Genomic DNA, 16,225 nt, shown 5'->3' with positions numbered 1-16,225 from the left:
CGCCGGGCCCCGGCCTCGCTCGCGGATAAAGGGTTTCCGAACGCTACTTGCAACACCTCGCCGATGGCCCCATAACGGGGCCATCGGCTTTTTTTACGCCCCAAAACCCCCATTCCTGCGGAGCGCCCCATGGCCCAGTCCCAATCAGAAGTTCTCGATCTGCCGGTGTTGCCGCTACGCGACGTGGTGGTGTTTCCGCACATGGTGATTCCGCTGTTCGTCGGCCGTGACAAGTCGATGCGCGCGCTGGAAAAAGCCATGGAAGCGGACAAGCGCATCCTGCTGGTCGCGCAGAAGTCGGCCGAAACCGACGACCCGGCCGCCAGCGACCTGTATACCGTCGGCACGCTCGCGCAGGTGCTGCAGTTGCTCAAGCTGCCCGACGGCACCATCAAGGTGCTGGTCGAAGGCCTGTCGCGGGTCACTGTCGACAAGGTCGTCGAGCTGGATGGCGCGCTGCAGGGTCAGGGCATCGAAATCGAAGCCAGCGACGCGCGTGAGCCGCGCGAAGTGGAGGCCATTGCGCGTTCGCTGATGTCGCTGTTCGAGCAGTACGTCAAGACCAATCGCAAGCTGCCGCCGGAGTTGCTGCAGACCCTGGCCGGTATCGACGAGCCGGGCCGTCTGGCCGACACCATCGCCGCGCACATCGGCGTGCGCCTGGCCGACAAGCAGCGCCTGCTGGAAATCACCGAGATCGGCGAGCGGCTGGAGTTGCTGGTCGGGCTGGTGGACGGCGAGATCGATGTGCAGCAGCTGGAAAAGCGCATCCGCGGCCGCGTCAAGTCGCAGATGGAGAAGAGCCAGCGCGAGTACTACCTCAACGAGCAGATGAAGGCGATCCAGAAGGAGCTGGGCGATCTGGACGATGCGCCGGGCGAGCTGGAAGAATTGGCGCGCAAGATCGCCGAGGCGGGCATGCCCAAGCCGGTCGAGACCAAGGCCAAGGCCGAGCTCAACAAGCTCAAGCAGATGTCGCCGATGTCTGCCGAAGCGGCCGTGGTGCGCAACTATCTGGACTGGCTGTTGGGGGTGCCGTGGAAGAAGCGCACCAAGGTTCGCAAGGACCTGAAGGTCGCCGAGGACACGCTGGATGCCGACCACTATGGCCTGGACAAGGTCAAGGAGCGCATCCTCGAGTACCTGGCGGTGCAGTCGCGCGTGAAGCAGATGAAGGGGCCGATCCTGTGCCTGGTCGGGCCGCCGGGCGTGGGCAAGACCTCGCTGGGCCAGTCGATCGCCAAGGCGACCAACCGCAAGTTTGTACGCATGAGCCTGGGCGGTATCCGCGACGAGGCCGAGATCCGTGGCCATCGCCGGACCTACGTCGGTTCGATGCCCGGCCGCCTGGTGCAGAACCTCAACAAGGTCGGCAGCAAGAACCCGCTGTTCCTGCTCGACGAGATCGACAAGATGTCGATGGATTTCCGTGGCGATCCGTCCTCGGCGCTGCTGGAGGTGCTTGATCCGGAACAGAACAACTCCTTCAACGACCACTACCTGGAAGTGGACCTGGACCTGTCGGAGGTGATGTTCGTCGCCACCTCCAACTCGCTCAATATTCCGGGGCCGTTGCTGGACCGCATGGAAGTCATCCGCATCCCCGGTTACACCGAGGATGAGAAGCTCAACATCGCCATGCGCTACCTGGTGCCCAAGCAGATCAAGGCCAACGGCCTGAAGCCGGAAGAGATCGAGATCGGCAGCGATGCGATCCAGGACATCGTGCGTTACTACACACGCGAATCCGGTGTGCGTAACCTCGAGCGCGAAGTGGCCAAGATCTGCCGCAAGGTGGTCAAGGAAATCGCCCTTGCCGGTCCGCAGCTCGTTGCCAAGAAGGTGCCTGCCAAGAAGGGCACGCCCAAGGCGCTGGTCACGGTCAATGCGAAGAACCTCGACAAGTACCTGGGTGTGCGTCGCTTCGATTTCGGCCGTGCCGAAGAGGAGAACGAAATCGGCCTGGTGACCGGCCTGGCCTGGACCGAGGTCGGCGGCGAACTGCTGCAGGTCGAGTCCACGCTGGTGCCGGGCAAGGGCAACCTGATCCTGACCGGTCAGCTTGGCAACGTCATGAAGGAATCGGCATCGGCTGCGCTGTCGGTGGTGCGTTCGCGCGCCGAGCGCCTGGGCATCGATGTGGATTTCCTGCAAAAGCAGGACGTGCATGTGCACGTGCCCGATGGCGCGACGCCGAAGGACGGCCCGAGCGCCGGTATTGCGATGGTGACCTCGCTGGTGTCGGTGTTGACCAAGGTGCCGATCCGCGCCGATGTGGCGATGACCGGCGAGATCACCTTGCGCGGTCGCGTGTCGGCCATCGGCGGCTTGAAGGAGAAGTTGCTGGCCGCGTTGCGCGGCGGCATCCGCACCGTGCTGATCCCCGACGAGAACCGCAAGGATCTTGCCGACATCCCGGCCAACGTCACGCGTGACCTGGAGATCGTGCCGGTCAAGTGGATCGACGAAGTGCTGGACCTTGCATTGGAGCGTCCGTTGGCACCGAAGAAGGCGAGCAAGGAAAAGGTCCGCAAGACCGCCTCGCGGGTTGCGGTTCGCGGCAAGTCACGCACTACTCCGGGTGCCCGCGTCAAGCACTAAAACCGCTTGTCTAAACCCAGGCGAAACAAGCCAAAACCCGCGTCGTTATTGGGTTTTGGCTTGCGTGCGGTTGGGGGCGCTGGTATAAATGCACGACTCGTGGGCGCGGCAAATTGTGATGCGTCACGCGATACCACTTGTGTCGGGTTCTTCGCTAACGGCAAGAGCGCCGATTGTCGATTCCGCGGCATCTGCCGCAAAGGGAGTTTCAAGAATGAATAAAACCGAATTGATCGATGGCGTTGCCGCTGCCGCTGACATCTCCAAGGCTGAGGCCGGCCGTGCTGTTGACGCGGTTGTGAGCGAAATCACCAAGGCGCTGAAGAAGGGCGATGCCGTCACCCTCGTTGGCTTTGGCACCTTCCAGGTCCGCGCGCGCGCTGAGCGTACCGGCCGCAATCCGAAGACCGGCGACAGCATCAAGATCGCTGCTTCGAAGAATCCTGCGTTCAAGGCTGGCAAAGCCCTGAAGGATGCAGTAAACTAATCGACTCGCTAGGGTGCTTAGCTCAGCGGTAGAGCGTCTCCCTTACACGGAGAGGGTCGGGGGTTCGAAACCCTCAGCACCCACCATTAAGCACCAGGCAACTGTTTCAAGCGCGGAGCGGTAGTTCAGCTGGTTAGAATGCTGGCCTGTCACGCCGGAGGTCGCGGGTTCGAGTCCCGTCCGCTCCGCCAGTTACACCGAAGCCCCTGAGCGATTGGGGGCTTCGTCTTCTTCACCGCATTCGCAATGCGGTTGCGGTGAAGAAGCAGAAGTCCAAGTTTAAAGCGGAGCGGTAGTTCAGCTGGTTAGAATGCTGGCCTGTCACGCCGGAGGTCGCGGGTTCGAGTCCCGTCCGCTCCGCCAGTTATACAAGGCCCCCGGCGTCATGCCGGGGGCTTTTTTTTGCGGCCATGGCGGTCATTACGCATCGAAAGCCATGCCGAACCCGGTGCAGTGCGGGATTGGGCTGGGTGCCCGGCGTCAGGCGCGTTACACTGCGCGGCTCGCCCACAGGCCGTGATTTGCCAATGCTGCAGAAACTTCGCGACAAGACGTCAGGCTGGATCGCTACCGCCATCCTGGGGTTGCTGATGATTCCGTTCCTGTTCGTCATCGACAACAGCTACCTCGGCGGCATTGGCGCCAATAACGTGGCCAAGGTACAGGCACCACCGACATGGTGGAAATCGGCACCGTCCTGGTGGCCGGTGTCGCTGCTGTGGCAGCACCATGAAATCAGTACGCAGGATTTCCGCGCACGCTTCGAGCAGGCGCGCATGCAGGAGCGGCAGCGCCAGGGCGAGAAATTCGATCCGCGCACGTTCGAATCCCGCGAGAACAAGTTGCAGGTGCTCGACCAGCTGGTCGACGAGCAAGTCGTGCGTCTGGGCGCCGAAGATGCCGGCATCGTGATCGGCGATGCGACGGTACGCGATTACATCGCCGGCATTCAGGCGTTCCAGGTCGATGGCAAGTTCAGCCCCGACCAGTACCGCGCGGCCCTTGCGCAAGGCACGCCGCCGCGCACGCCGGCGCAGTTCGACGCACTGGTGCGCGACAGCTTGCAGCAGTCGGTGATTCCGCAGGCGATTGCCGAGTCGGGCTTTGCGACCAAGGCCGAGTTCGAGCGCCTGCTCAAGCTCATGGGCGAAACGCGTGACGTGCAACTGGCGATGCTGCCGCCGCCGGCCACCGATACCGCCCCGGTCAGTGATGCGCAGATCAAGCAGTGGTACGACGGGCATGCCCAGGATTTCCGTCAGCCGGAGACGGTGACGATCGAGTATGTCGAGCTCGATGCCGCCAAGTTGCCGCCGGCAACTGCCGCCGACGAGGCGACGCTGCGCAAGCGCTACGACGAAGAGAAGGCACGCTTTGTGGAGCCGGATCAGCGTCTGGCATCGCACATCCTGATCAGCGCCGGCAGCGATCCCGCCGCGCAGAAGGCCGCTGAGGAAAAGGCGGCCAAGTTGGCCGCACAAGCCAAGCAGCCGGGTGCCGATTTCGCCGCGTTGGCCAAGGCCAATTCGCAGGACCCCGGTTCCAAGGGTGCCGGTGGCGACCTGGGATGGGTCGAGAAGGGCACGATGGTCAAGCCGTTCGAAGATGCCTTGTTCGCGATGAAGGCTGGCGAGGTGGTCGGCCCGATCAAGAGCGAGTTCGGCTACCACGTGATCCAGCTGCGCGAGGTCAAGGGCGGCCAGGGCAAGTCGTTCGAGCAGGTGCGCGACCAGCTCGCCGCCGAGCAGCTCAAGGCCGATGCCGACAAGGCGTTTGCGGATGTGAGCGGCAAGCTGGTGGATCAGGTCTACAAGAATCCCACCGCGCTGGAGCCTGCAGCCAAGCAGGTCGGTCTGCCGGTGCAGACGCTGGGCCCGTTCTCGCGCGCCGATGCCAGTGGTATCGCTGCCAACCCGGCGGTGCTGCGCGCGGCATTTTCCGAGACACTGGTACAGGACGGCACGGTGAGTGATCCGATCACCATCGCGCCAAACCACAGCGTGGTGTTGCGCGTGACCAACCACACCGCCGAGGCGGCCTTGCCGCTGGACAAGGTGCGCGACAAGGTGATCGCGGCGGTCCATGCGGACCGCACCAAAAAGGCGGCCGCGGCGGCTGCCGATGCCTTGCTGGCACGGGTGCAGAAAGGCGAGACCCTGCAGGCGCTGGCCGCGAGCGAAAAGTTGCAGGTGCAGCCGATCCCGGGCTTGCCGCGCACTGCGCCGATTCCGACGCCGGCGGCAAACCGCGCAATCTTCAGCGCGCCGCGTCCGAGCGAAGGCAAGCCGTCGGTGGGCAAGGTGGAACTGGATGGCGGGCGCTTTGCGGTCTTCGTCATCAGCAAGGCGACTCCGGGCGATCTGAAGCAGATGCCGGCCGAGCAGCAGACCATGCTGCGCGAGCAGCTGAGCCAGATCGACGGCAACAACGCGGCGCAGGCCTACGTCAAGGAAATGCGCAAGCGCTACAAGATTCAGATCGAAGAGGCGCAGCTGTAACAGCTGCTCTTGGACTGGAGGAGAAAGAGCCCGGGTGACCGGGCTTTTTCTTTGGCCGATGCCGCAGGTCGCTGCCCGCTTTCCATGCGGGGGTGCTGCGTCATCCGGCTGCCGGCGTGACTGCGCGCCCGGGGGCGCATGGAGCGGGGTGGCGGGCGCATGGCGGCAACCGAGCGCAGGTTCTGCGCAGCGTTACCGGTTGGCTGCATGTCTGCCGGACGTGCGCGCTGGCCAGGTCGGGACTGCGGGTGGCAGCCGCGACGACGTGCGTGATTCAGTGTGCTGATCTGCCAGACCAGGAACTGCCGGGGTCGGTTTGCGCAGTTGGCGCCGTGGCGGAAGACTACCTGCGTGGGGTTGGTAACTGGCACTGCAGGCGCGCAATCAACGGCTATCTGGGCTTGCGGCGATGACGGAGCAGTCGACCGCGAGCATGCCCGCTCTCGATCCCGTCCGGGTTTTCTATCCGCCAGGCGTCGCTGCGGCCACGCAAGCGACGGGCAAGTGTCAGAGGCTCGGTTCGCATCCAGTCTCCGTCCGGGTAGCGCGGCATGAGTCTTCCGCGTGCGCAATGTCGAATGCAGCGGCGTCGCTGGAGGAGTAGCCGTCAGCGGCGCGGGAGGCAGGCCGCTCGCGTCAGCGTGCGTCGTCGAACGACAACACCATGCCGGGCTTCAGCACGGCGCGCTTGTCCAGGCCATTGCTGGTGAGCAGGGTGGTGACGGTGACGCCGTAGCGACGCGCGATGGCCCAGGCGGATTCGCCATTGCGCACCGTATGCGTGGTACGCGCTTGCGACCTGGATGCCCTCGTCGCTGCGGTGGCAACGACCGTGGGAGCGTCAGCGCTGTGGTCGGCAAGGCTGTCCGTTTCAGCGGATGCGACCACAGTGCCTGTCGCGCCCGGCTGTGCGGGTGCGATCGGGGCGAGCACGTGCACGCCGCGCGGTGCGGCGCGCGCGCTGGCCAGCGCCGGATTCAGGCGGGCCAGCAGTTGCGGCTCGATGGCGCGTTGTCCCGCAAAGGCGTTGAGGCTGGTGCCGGCCGGCAATGCGTGTTCGGTGAGTACCGGCACCGGGCGGTCGAGCGAGCTCAGCAGATTGCCTTGCTGCTGTGCGTGGTCGAGCACACAGGCCAGTGCGTGCAGCTTTTCCACATACTCGTAGGTGACCTTGGACATGCCGGGCAACTCGGACGGGCGGGCATTCTGCGCGTTCATGCCGGCACTGCGCATGGCCTGCAGCACGCGATACTCGCCGGCGTTGTAGGCCATCAGGGCCAGGCGCCAATCGCCACCGAACATGCCATACAGCGTCTTGAGATAGCGCACCGCCGCCGTGGTGGAATCCACTGCCGAGAGGCGACCGTCGTACTGCGCGCCGACCGGGACATGGTGGTTGCGGGCAGTGGTGGCGATGAATTGCCAGAGGCCGGCGGGGCCGCTGCCGTTGCGCGCTCCCGGGCGATAACCGCTTTCGACGAACGGAATCAGCGCAAATTCGGTCGGCATGTCCGCTTCGCGCAGTTCATCGACCACGTAGCCGAACAGCGGCAACACATCCTGCGCGTCGTCGGCCAGACGGGCCGGCGCACGCGAGAAGTGTTGTTCCCAGCGCGTATCGCTATGCGCGCTGTCGCAGCCAGGGTCGGCGCGGCCGTCCAGAAACGAGGAAAAGATCTCCCGGCCATTGCGCACCTCGGGTGCGACGGTCTGGGTGATCGAGCTCTGTGCGGGGGGGAGGCGGCTTGCGTCGTTGGACGATGCGGCTGCAGGTGCTATGACCGCCGATGCGGCCAGCACTGCCAGAAGCAGGCGCCTCATGCGCGAAATTCGTCTTTCCAGCGCCGAAGTTCGGCGAAAACGTCAACTTCAGAGGAAAGTGCGCCGGCTGCACGCGATGCTACTGCGGCACGGATTTCAGGACTGCTGGTGCGTAGGAAAGGATTGGTGGCCAGTTCACTCTTGAGCGAAATCGGCAGGGTAGGACGGGCTGCTTGACGCATGGCCTGGGCTTCCTGTTGACGGCGCTGCAAGGCAGCGTTGGTGGGATCGACGTGCAGCGCAAAGGTCGCGTTGGCCAACGTGTATTCGTGGCCGCAACACACAAGCGTTTCGCCGGGCAGGGAGGCCAGGCGCTGTAACGCGTCGAACATCTGAGGAGCGGTACCTTCGAACATCCGCCCACAGCCTAGGCTGAACAGGGTATCACCGCTGAACAGATGGCGGTCGGTGACGAAGGCGATGTGGCTGCGGGTATGGCCCGGCACGTCCAGCACATCGAAATGGATGCCAAGCAGGTTCAAGCGCTCGCCCTGGCCCACGCGGTGGGCGTCTGCGGGAATGCGTTCGTCGGCCGGGCCGTACAGCGCAAGGTCCGGCCAACGCTGCTGCAGCGCTGCCACGCCGCCGATATGGTCGGCATGATGGTGGGTCAACAGGACCGCGCTGGGACGGAAGCCTTCGCGCTCTGCGGCGGCGAACACCGGCTCGGCCTGGCCGGGATCGACGATGACCGCGCGGCCATCGGTGGCGACCAGCGCCCAGATGTAGTTGTCGTCGAATGCGGGCAGGGCGGTCAGTCGCATAGAATTGGGACCATGCCTGTCACGCCATTCTCCCGTCAAGCTGGCGTCTCATCCTGGTTTGAAACAGGTGCAGGGCGCAGCCTGCTCCAGTTGGAGCGCCGATTGGCGCTTGCAGCGCTGCAGACGCGCCCGTCGCAGCCCTGGCTGTGGCTGACGCCGACCACCGAGTTGCCGCCGCGCGAGGTCCTGCAGGGGCGCGGGCTGCGGCTGTCTCGCAGCGCTGGCCGCTTTGTCGGCGACGCATGTTGCGCCATGCCGTTTCCGTTGCCGACCGAAAGCCTGCAGGCCATCGTGGTGCAGCATGCGGTGGTGGGCGGCGCGGCGGACTTCCTGGCCGAATGCGAGCGGTTGCTGATGCCGGGCGGGCGTCTATGGCTGTTCGCGCTCAATCCGCTGAGCCCGTACCGCTTTCGCTGGGCACGGCGTGGTCCGGTGGCGTTGCGGCCGGATCGCTGGCGGTTGCTGGCGCAGCGTGCGGGCTTGCAATGCGTGCAGACCGAGCGCTATCTGGGACCGATCTGGCGCACCGGGCGTGGCGCGGCCGACATCGATGGCGCACCCTGGCGCGCGGTGTATCTGCTCGAAGTGGAAAAGCGTGCCGCAGCGTCGATCGGGCCGACCCCGATCGCGATGCCCTCGCGCTGGCCGCAGCCCGTGGCCACGATCTGACTACCGACCACTTTCCAAACACCAGAACCTGATGAAATCCATTGAAGTGCATACCGACGGCTCCTGCCTCGGCAATCCCGGGCCGGGCGGTTGGGCGGCCTTGTTGCGTTACAACGGCCGCGAGAAGGAACTGTCCGGCGGCGAAGCCACCTCCACCAACAACCGCATGGAATTGATGGCGGCGATCATGGCGCTGGAGACGCTCACCGAGCCGTGCCAGATCGTGCTGCATACCGACTCGCAATACGTGCGCCAGGGCATTACCGAGTGGATGGCCGGCTGGGTGCGCCGCGGCTGGAAGACGGCCGGCGGCGACCCGGTCAAGAACCGTGAACTGTGGGAGCGGCTGCATGCGGCCACGCAACGTCACCGCATCGATTGGCGTTGGGTGAAAGGCCACAATGGCGACCCGGACAACGAGCGCGTCGACGTGCTCGCCCGCAATCAGGCCATCGCCCAGCGCGGTGGCAGCGCAACCGCGTAAGCAAGAGGATTCATGCGTCAGATCATTCTCGATACCGAAACCACCGGCCTGGAATGGCGCAAGGGCAACCGCGTCGTCGAAATCGGTGCGGTGGAGCTGCTGGAGCGGCGCCCGAGCGGCAACAATTTCCATCGCTACCTGAAGCCAGATTGCGACTTCGAACCCGGTGCGCAGGAAGTGACCGGGTTGACCCTGGAGTTCCTGGCCGACAAGCCGCTGTTTGCCGATGTGGTCGAGGAGTTCCTGGCCTACATCGACGGCGCGGAGCTGATCATCCACAACGCCGCGTTCGATCTGGGATTCCTGGACAACGAGCTGTCGCTGCTGGGCGACAACTACGGCCGTATCGTCGATCGCACCACTGTGGTGGATACCCTGATGATGGCGCGCGAGCGCTATCCGGGGCAGCGCAACTCGCTGGATGCCTTGTGCAAGCGCCTGGGCGTGGACAACTCGCATCGCCAGTTGCACGGCGCCTTGCTCGATGCGCAGATCCTGGCCGATGTGTATATCGCGCTGACCTCGGGCCAGGAAGAAATCGGCTTCGCCAGCGCCGATACCGGCCAGCGCAGCGAGCATGGCGAGGGCATGATCACCTTCGATCCGGCGCTGCTGTTGCCGCGCGCACGGGTGGTGGTGACCGCCTCCGAGTCGCAGGCGCACGAGGCGCGCCTAGCGTACTTGCGCAAGAAGGCCGGGCGCGCGTTGTGGGATGCGCCGGTCGAAGAGGTGGCTGCTGCCGGGTAGTGCGGCTTTCGGCAACTGGTGTCCTGCTGTCGCGCGGCGGGCGATGTGGTGGGAGTGCAGTGCGCAGTTGGTGCCCGGCGAGGCCGCGAAATACGCGCCCGGAATGGCTACCGCGCGGGTTTGATGTCCGTGCCTGGCTCTGCCAACGAAGCTGATGTCTCTCTGGTCTAGTGCGGAGCGGGATGATGTTGCTCTTCGCTGCAGGCCGGTGATCTGCGGCTTTGCCGAGGGGCCCTTGCCCGCCCACCATCGCGGGACACGCCGTGAATCCATCCATGGAGGCTCTTACGCGGCATCCATGCCGCGTAAGGTCCCGCGACGGTGGGCGGGCAAGGACCGGTCGAGATGGTCGGTGTGCAGGGTATTCGACCAGGCAGCCCACTCATGCTCTGGTGCAGTGCTCCCGGCGGTTCCGGGACCCTTGGCGGCATGGATGCCGCCAGGGAGTTTTTGGGATTAGATTCACGGCGTGGCCCGCAGGCGGTGAGGACGTCGCGCCCTAGACCGACCAGGCATTTGTCTGCATTGCACAAGGTGCGGCCGACGAAACTCCCGTGCTCACCGCCTGCCAGCGCTCGCTAAGCTTCGTTGGCCGTTTTCAGTAGCTGCGCACCAATATCGCGGTGATGTTGTCCGAGCCGCCGCCATCGAGCGCGGCGGCGACCAGGCACTCGACACACTCCTGGGCGCTGCAATCGGCCTGCGACAGGGTTGCGGCGATCGCGGCGTCGTCGACTTCTTCGGTGAGGCCGTCGCTGCACAGCAGCAGCTGCATGCCGGATTTGAGTTCGCCCTGCATGGTGGCGACATTGAGGTGGACCGGATCGGTGACGCCCAGCGCCTGGGTCACCACGTTGCGATGCGGATGTGCACGCGCCTGCTCGCTGGTCAGGGTGCCCTGGGCGATGAGTTCCTGCACATAGCTATGGTCCTGGCTCAGTTGCGCCAGCCGCCCGTCGCGCCACAGGTACGCACGGCTGTCGCCGACCCAGGCCACTTCGAAGCGCTGGCCGAGTACGCGCGCAGCGACGACCGTGGTGCCCATCGGCAAGGTGTCGTTGCAGCGGCGCGAGGTCTTGATGATCTCTTCGTCGGCGATGCGTACCGCCTGCGCCAGCGGGGTGCCGGCGCGCACCTCGCGCACGATGGTTTCGCGCGCCAGCGCGCTGGCCACTTCGCCGCAGGCGTGCCCGCCCATGCCGTCGGCCACCAGCCACAGCCCCAATTCGCTGTCGCCGTAGTACGTGTCCTCATTGAGGTCACGGCGCAGGCCGACATGGGTAAGGTGTCCGAATTCGAGCATGGGGGCGGGTCGCCAAAGAGAGGAGGTGCGTGACCATCATCGCGGGGCGGCCGGCCAGCAGCAACACGCCGATCGCCGATGCCGCAGGGCGGGTTCACGCCCGGAGCCGCGATCGTGCCGGCGATGCCGGCCCGGGCCGCTTGTGGCCTGGCGCCCGTGCCCGTATGATGCACGGCCCCGGGACACTGGGGACCATCTGGAGAGGTGGCAGAGCGGTTGAATGTACCTGACTCGAAATCAGGCAGGCGTTTATAGCGCCTCGGGGGTTCGAATCCCCCCCTCTCCGCCAGATTGAGGCGAGCAGTTGTGCCAGTGCCGCGTGCGTTTCGCCGGCGTCATTGGGGGGTGAGAAGCCCCGGGTTCGACAGACAGCATCGCTGTCTGCACGGCGAAGCCGCCCGCAGGGCGAAGGCACGCAGTGCCGAGTGAATCCCCCCCTCTCCGCCAGATTCGCATCAGCCCCCGCAAGGGGGCTTTTGTTTATGTGTCGCCGCCGCGCGCTGCTGCGCTGGCTACAATCGCCCGATATCCGTTGGAGGCCTGTCATGTCCGAGATCCTGGTACCCGTGTCCTTTGGCGAGCTGCTCGACAAGATCGCGATCCTGCAGATCAAGTCCGAGCGCATGCGCGACCCCGCCAAGCTGGCCAATGTGCGCAGCGAGCTGTCCGCGCTGGAGACCAGCTGGATGGCGCATCCGGCCGCCGGCCACGACATCGTGCGCCTGCGTGCCGCGCTCAAGGCCGTCAACGAGCGGCTATGGGTGATCGAGGACGACATCCGGCTCAAGGAGCAGGCGCAGAGCTTCGACGACGGCTTCGTACAGCTGGCGCGCAGCGTCTATATCGAAAACGACGAGCGCGCGCGCATCAAGAAAGAGATCAACCTGGCGCTGGGTTCGTCGTATGTGGAAGAGAAGTCGTACCAGGACTATCGCGCCACCGGTGCCTGATGGCCGCTGATCGCGGGCCTGCGTGACCGGAGGCATGACGGCGGCCGGTCCGTGAGCCGCGCACCCTGGCGTGCCGCCAGGGTGTACGTCATCGGGTACCGCAATGATTGGTTGCCGCGCGTGCCGGGTCGGGGTTTCGCCGTTGTTTGCCGGCTGTTCCGGGCAAACGGGCCGCGGCGCGGACCGTCCGGCAGCGATTGACTCCCCGTTCCGGCGACGATCCGCCGCCGGCCTTCAGCGCGGATGATCACCACGATAACGCTCGAATGCGGCGATCGCATCGTCCACGGTGATCAGGGCCATCACCTCGTCGAACTCGATCTTGGTGCCCCATTTCAGCTGGTCGGCCGGCTTGCCCAGGTACTTGCGGGCGGCCGCGTCGTACCGGTCCACGCAATAGCGCACGTCCGAATACGGGCCGCTGCGCAGTGGATTGCTGGCCGCATGCAGGCCCAGCACCTTGGTGCCCATCGCGTTTGCGATGTGCATCGGCCCGGAATCGGGGGTGACCACCAGATCGGCGCGGGCGAGCAGGGCGGGGAGTTGCTTGAGCGTGTCCTTGCCGACCAGGTCCAGCACCGGCGCGCGCGTGGCCGCGACGATGGCATCGGCGGTGCTGCGTTCCAGCTCACTGCGGCCACCGCACAGCACGACCCGCCAGCCCTGGGCTGCGGCATGGTCGGCCAGCGCGGCATGCCGGTCGGGATACCAGTTGCGGCGTGCGTGGCTTGAGCACGGCGAAATCATCAGCACCGGGCGGCCGTCGTCGTCCCATTGTGCGCGTGCCCAGTGATGGTCCTCGTCGGGAACCGGCAGATCCCAGCGCACCTGGCGCTGGGTCAGGCCGAGCGGCTGGGCGAAGCTGCCGATGGCGTCGAGCACGTGGATGCCGGGGCGGTCGGCGATGCGCTCGTTGACGAACAGGCCGTGCAGGTCCTTGGAACGGCTGCGGTCATAGCCGATCCGTCGTTGCGCCGGCACGAAGGCCGACAGCACGTTGGCGCGGAAGGCCACCTGCATCTGCAGCAGCGCATCGAAGCGGCCCAATGGCGCCAGCGACTGGCGTAGCGCGCGCATGCCGGCCACGCCGGTGCGCTTGTCGTAGGCGTGGAACTGCACGCCGGGCAGGCCGTCGAGCAATTTCAACCCGGCCTTGTCGATGATCCAATGCAGCTGGCTTGCCGGAAATCCCGCCTGCAAGGTGCGCACCAGCGGCACCACATGGGTGACGTCACCCAGGGCGGACAGGCGCAGCAGGCATAACGAAGCGGGCGTAGAAGCCATGGTGTTGTTAGACTCGATGGATGGTTGCTTTCGACGCCACTGAAGCGCTGACGCCGTACCGCGAAGGCCGCGGCTACGGCGCCATTCTGTTCGACCGCGAACGGCTGCGGCAAGCCGATGCCGGGCTGTTTTCGCCGCAACGCTGGGGTGACAGGGCACGGCCGGTCGACGAAGGCGGGCGGGGTGGGGCCTGGTTCGTGGATGCGCCGTTCGGTCGTAGCGTGTTGCGGCAGTACCTGCGCGGCGGCATGGCCGCGCGCGTGAGTCGCGATCACTATCTGTGGAAGGGAGCGGGACGCACGCGCAGCTTTGCCGAATTCCGGCTGATGCGCGAACTGGTCCAGCGCAAGTTGCCGGTGCCGCGTCCGTTGGCGGCCTGCTACCTGCGCGAAGGGCTGAGCTATCGCGCTGCCTTGTTGATGGAACGCCTGGAGAACGTACGTTCGCTTGCTGATCACGCGCAGGTGGCCGGGCGCGGTGCGCCGTGGGAAGAGACCGGGCGGCTGATTGCGCGCTTTCATCGTGCCGGCCTGGATCATGCCGACCTCAACGCGCACAACATCCTGTTCGATGCCGGCGGGCATGGCTGGCTGATCGATTTCGACCGTGGTGTGTTGCGGATTCCGGCCACGCGCTGGCGCGAACGCAATCTCAAGCGCCTGCACCGCTCGCTGCTGAAGTTGCGCGGCAGCCGCAGCCGCGAAGAGGTCGACAAGGATTACGAGCGCCTGCATCGCGCTTACGAACTGGCCTGGGGCCGGGGCTACTGATGAACTGGGCGTTGCGTGTGCAGGGGGTCGGCAATGCGTCGGCGGTCGCGCTTGGTTCGCCGATGGCCACCATCGAGCGCGCCGGCGCGCCGTGGCTGACCATCGACTGCGGCAGCGAAGGGCTCACCGCTTATCAGGCCCATTATGGTCATCTGCCGCAGGCGGTGTTCATCACCCACGTGCATCTGGACCACGTGGGCGGGCTGGAACGGCTGTTCGTGGACAGCTATTTCTCCCAACGCCGCGGGCGCACACGCCTGTACGTGCCGGCGCCGGTGGTGCCGTTGCTGCAGCGGCGGATCGCCGACTACCCGAACGTGCTGGCCGAGGGCGGTGCGAACTTCTGGGACGCGTTCCAGCTGGTACCGGTCGGCGAGGCGTTCTGGCACGACGGGGTGCGGCTGGAGGTGTTCCCGGCGCGCCACCATTGGCCGGAGACCGCCTACGGGCTGCGGCTGAAGGGGGCCCTGGTCTGGAGCGGCGACACCCGGCCGATCCCGGAGATCCTGGCCCGCTACGCTGATGACAGCGAGCTCATCGCGCATGACTGCGGCGTTCACGGCAACCCGTCGCATACTGGGGTGGATGATTTGGAGCGGGAATACCCGCAGGACCTGTTGAGCCGCATGCTGCTGTACCACTACGCCAGTGACGCCGACGGCGACGTGCTGCGCGCACGCGGCCATCGCGTGGCCGTGCCCGGCCAACATCTGCCGCTGGCGGAGCCGACTGCCGCCATGGTGCCCTGATGGCGGCCTTGCTGTTGCCGAACCTGACCGCCGCGCCGATGCAGGACCGCTACGGCAGGCCACTGCGCGATCTGCGCCTGTCGGTCATCGAGGCGTGCAACTTCCGTTGCGGCTACTGCATGCCGGCCGACCGCGTGCCCGACGATTACGGCTTCGATGCGCAGCAGCGCCTGAGTTTCGACCAGCTGGAAACGCTGGTGCGTGCCTTCGTCGCGGTCGGGGTCACCAAGGTGCGCCTGACCGGCGGCGAGCCGCTGTTGCGCCGCGATCTGCCCACCCTGATTGCGCGCCTGACCACCATCGAGGGCATCGAGGATCTGGCGCTCACCACCAATGGCACCTTGCTCGCGCGGCAGGCGGTGGCGCTGCGCCAGGCCGGGCTGCGCCGCATCACCGTGAGCATGGACGCCCTGGAGCCGGAGCTGTTCAGGCGCATGAGTGGCAACCGCGGCGAGATTGCGCAGGTGCTGGCCGGCATCGCCGCCGCCGAGCAGGCCGGCTTCCAGCGCCTGAAGATCAACTGCGTGGTGCAGCGCGGCGTCAACGAAGATCAGGTGCTGCCCCTGGTGGAGCACTTCCGTGGCAGCGGCCACGTGCTGCGCTTCATCGAGTTCATGGATGTGGGCAGCTGCAATGGCTGGACGGCCGATGCGGTGGTGACCTCCGCGCAACTGCACGCGCGTATCCACGCGCGCTGGCCGCTGGTGCCGCTGGATGCCAATTACACCGGCGAAGTGGCGCAGCGGCATGCATTTGCCGATGGCGCGGGCGAGGTGGGTTTTGTCAGTTCGGTCAGCGTGCCATTCTGCGGCGATTGCCAGCGTGCACGCGTGTCGGCCGATGGGCAGTTGTATACCTGCCTGTTCGCCAGCCAGGGACATGACCTCAAGCCGGCCTTGGCCGAGGGCGAGCATGGACTGTCCGAGCATCTGCGCGCGCGCTGGAGCGTGCGTGGCGATCGCTACAGCGAAGTGCGTGCATCGACGCCACGGCGCGGCAAGCCGGTCGAAATGTTTTTGATCGGCGGGTAGGGAATGCGGTTCTATCGAGGCGCCGCGTTCACCGAGAATGCCGCATCCTGAGCGCCTGTCATCGTGT

The 16,225-nt window shown here is 65.7% G+C and carries 14 protein-coding genes and 4 tRNA genes; 14 read left to right on the top strand and 4 right to left on the bottom strand.

Features of this window, described 5'->3' with window-relative positions; genetic code table 11:
* Positions 1-129: 129 nt before the first annotated feature.
* The 6 genes from lon (at position 130) to EO139_RS15850 (ending at position 5,586) form a co-directional block, all read left to right on the top strand.
* Positions 130-2,601, top strand: coding sequence for an endopeptidase La (gene lon, locus EO139_RS15875; protein WP_104582307.1), 2,472 nt, complete (start codon positions 130-132; stop codon positions 2,599-2,601).
* 214 nt (positions 2,602-2,815) lie between these two features.
* Positions 2,816-3,088 carry an HU family DNA-binding protein gene (locus tag EO139_RS15870; protein WP_024938423.1) on the top strand — a complete coding sequence of 91 codons (273 nt, stop codon included), beginning with the start codon at positions 2,816-2,818 and terminating at the stop codon, positions 3,086-3,088.
* 11 nt (positions 3,089-3,099) lie between these two features.
* Positions 3,100-3,174 (top strand) — tRNA-Val (locus EO139_RS15865).
* Between the two features lie 28 nt (positions 3,175-3,202).
* Positions 3,203-3,279: transfer RNA gene (locus EO139_RS15860), tRNA-Asp, on the top strand.
* A 95-nt stretch (positions 3,280-3,374) separates the two neighbouring features.
* A tRNA-Asp gene (locus tag EO139_RS15855) sits at positions 3,375-3,451 on the top strand.
* A gap of 164 nt (positions 3,452-3,615) precedes the next feature.
* A complete protein-coding gene (locus EO139_RS15850) occupies positions 3,616-5,586 on the top strand; it encodes a peptidyl-prolyl cis-trans isomerase (protein WP_119129716.1) in 1,971 nt (656 codons plus the stop codon).
* Positions 5,587-6,222: 636 nt separating this feature from the next.
* Here the strand turns inward: EO139_RS15850 and EO139_RS15845 are convergent.
* Both EO139_RS15845 and gloB read right to left on the bottom strand, forming a co-directional pair.
* Entirely contained in the window at positions 6,223-7,407 is a 1,185-nt protein-coding gene (locus EO139_RS15845) for a lytic transglycosylase domain-containing protein (RefSeq protein WP_126971424.1), read from the bottom strand.
* Entirely contained in the window at positions 7,404-8,171 is a 768-nt protein-coding gene (gene gloB, locus EO139_RS15840) for a hydroxyacylglutathione hydrolase (RefSeq protein ID WP_126971422.1), read from the bottom strand. Before gloB ends, EO139_RS15845 begins: the two co-directional genes overlap by 4 nt.
* Positions 8,172-8,183: 12 nt before the next feature.
* Here gloB and EO139_RS15835 point away from each other — a divergent pair, with 12 nt between their 5' ends.
* From EO139_RS15835 to dnaQ, 3 genes are read left to right on the top strand one after another with little or no spacing between them, the layout of a single operon-like run.
* Positions 8,184-8,840 carry a hypothetical protein gene (locus EO139_RS15835; protein ID WP_104582311.1) on the top strand — a complete coding sequence of 219 codons (657 nt, stop codon included), beginning with the start codon at positions 8,184-8,186 and terminating at the stop codon, positions 8,838-8,840.
* Positions 8,841-8,871: 31 nt separating this feature from the next.
* A complete protein-coding gene (rnhA, locus tag EO139_RS15830) occupies positions 8,872-9,324 on the top strand; it encodes a ribonuclease HI (RefSeq protein WP_104649525.1) in 453 nt (150 codons plus the stop codon).
* 12 nt (positions 9,325-9,336) lie between these two features.
* The gene (gene dnaQ / locus EO139_RS15825) at positions 9,337-10,071 is read left to right on the top strand and encodes a DNA polymerase III subunit epsilon (protein ID WP_104649526.1); all 735 of its coding nucleotides are present in this window, start codon (positions 9,337-9,339) and stop codon (positions 10,069-10,071) included.
* Between the two features lie 598 nt (positions 10,072-10,669).
* On the opposite strand, the gene EO139_RS15820 is transcribed toward dnaQ, so the two are convergent.
* Complete coding sequence (locus tag EO139_RS15820) at positions 10,670-11,374, bottom strand: PP2C family serine/threonine-protein phosphatase (protein ID WP_024938430.1); 705 nt, start codon at positions 11,372-11,374, stop codon at positions 10,670-10,672.
* Between the two features lie 198 nt (positions 11,375-11,572).
* Here EO139_RS15820 and EO139_RS15815 point away from each other — a divergent pair.
* Positions 11,573-11,663 (top strand) — tRNA-Ser (locus EO139_RS15815).
* A 256-nt stretch (positions 11,664-11,919) separates the two neighbouring features.
* Complete coding sequence (locus tag EO139_RS15810; RefSeq protein WP_104582314.1) at positions 11,920-12,324, top strand: DUF6165 family protein; 405 nt, start codon at positions 11,920-11,922, stop codon at positions 12,322-12,324.
* A 234-nt stretch (positions 12,325-12,558) separates the two neighbouring features.
* On the opposite strand, the gene EO139_RS15805 is transcribed toward EO139_RS15810, so the two are convergent.
* Positions 12,559-13,608, bottom strand: a complete 1,050-nt coding sequence (locus EO139_RS15805; protein ID WP_126971420.1) for a glycosyltransferase family 9 protein — start codon at positions 13,606-13,608, stop codon at positions 12,559-12,561.
* Between the two features lie 20 nt (positions 13,609-13,628).
* Here EO139_RS15805 and EO139_RS15800 point away from each other — a divergent pair, with 20 nt between their 5' ends.
* Genes EO139_RS15800 through moaA form a run of 3 tightly spaced genes read left to right on the top strand, consistent with a single transcriptional unit; the run spans position 13,629 to position 16,158 of the window.
* Positions 13,629-14,378: a 3-deoxy-D-manno-octulosonic acid kinase gene (locus EO139_RS15800; protein WP_104582316.1), complete on the top strand. Its 750-nt coding sequence runs from the start codon at positions 13,629-13,631 to the stop codon at positions 14,376-14,378.
* A complete protein-coding gene (locus EO139_RS15795) occupies positions 14,378-15,127 on the top strand; it encodes an MBL fold metallo-hydrolase (protein WP_104582317.1) in 750 nt (249 codons plus the stop codon). Before EO139_RS15800 ends, EO139_RS15795 begins: the two co-directional genes overlap by 1 nt.
* Entirely contained in the window at positions 15,127-16,158 is a 1,032-nt protein-coding gene (moaA, locus tag EO139_RS15790) for a GTP 3',8-cyclase MoaA (protein WP_104582318.1), read from the top strand. Before EO139_RS15795 ends, moaA begins: the two co-directional genes overlap by 1 nt.
* Positions 16,159-16,225: the final 67 nt, after the last annotated feature.

This window comes from Xanthomonas sp. BRIP62411 (assembly GCF_003993525.1).
GTDB classification, from domain to species: Bacteria; Pseudomonadota; Gammaproteobacteria; order Xanthomonadales; family Xanthomonadaceae; genus Xanthomonas; species Xanthomonas euroxanthea.
This window is presented reverse-complemented; position numbering and strand designations above follow the sequence as displayed.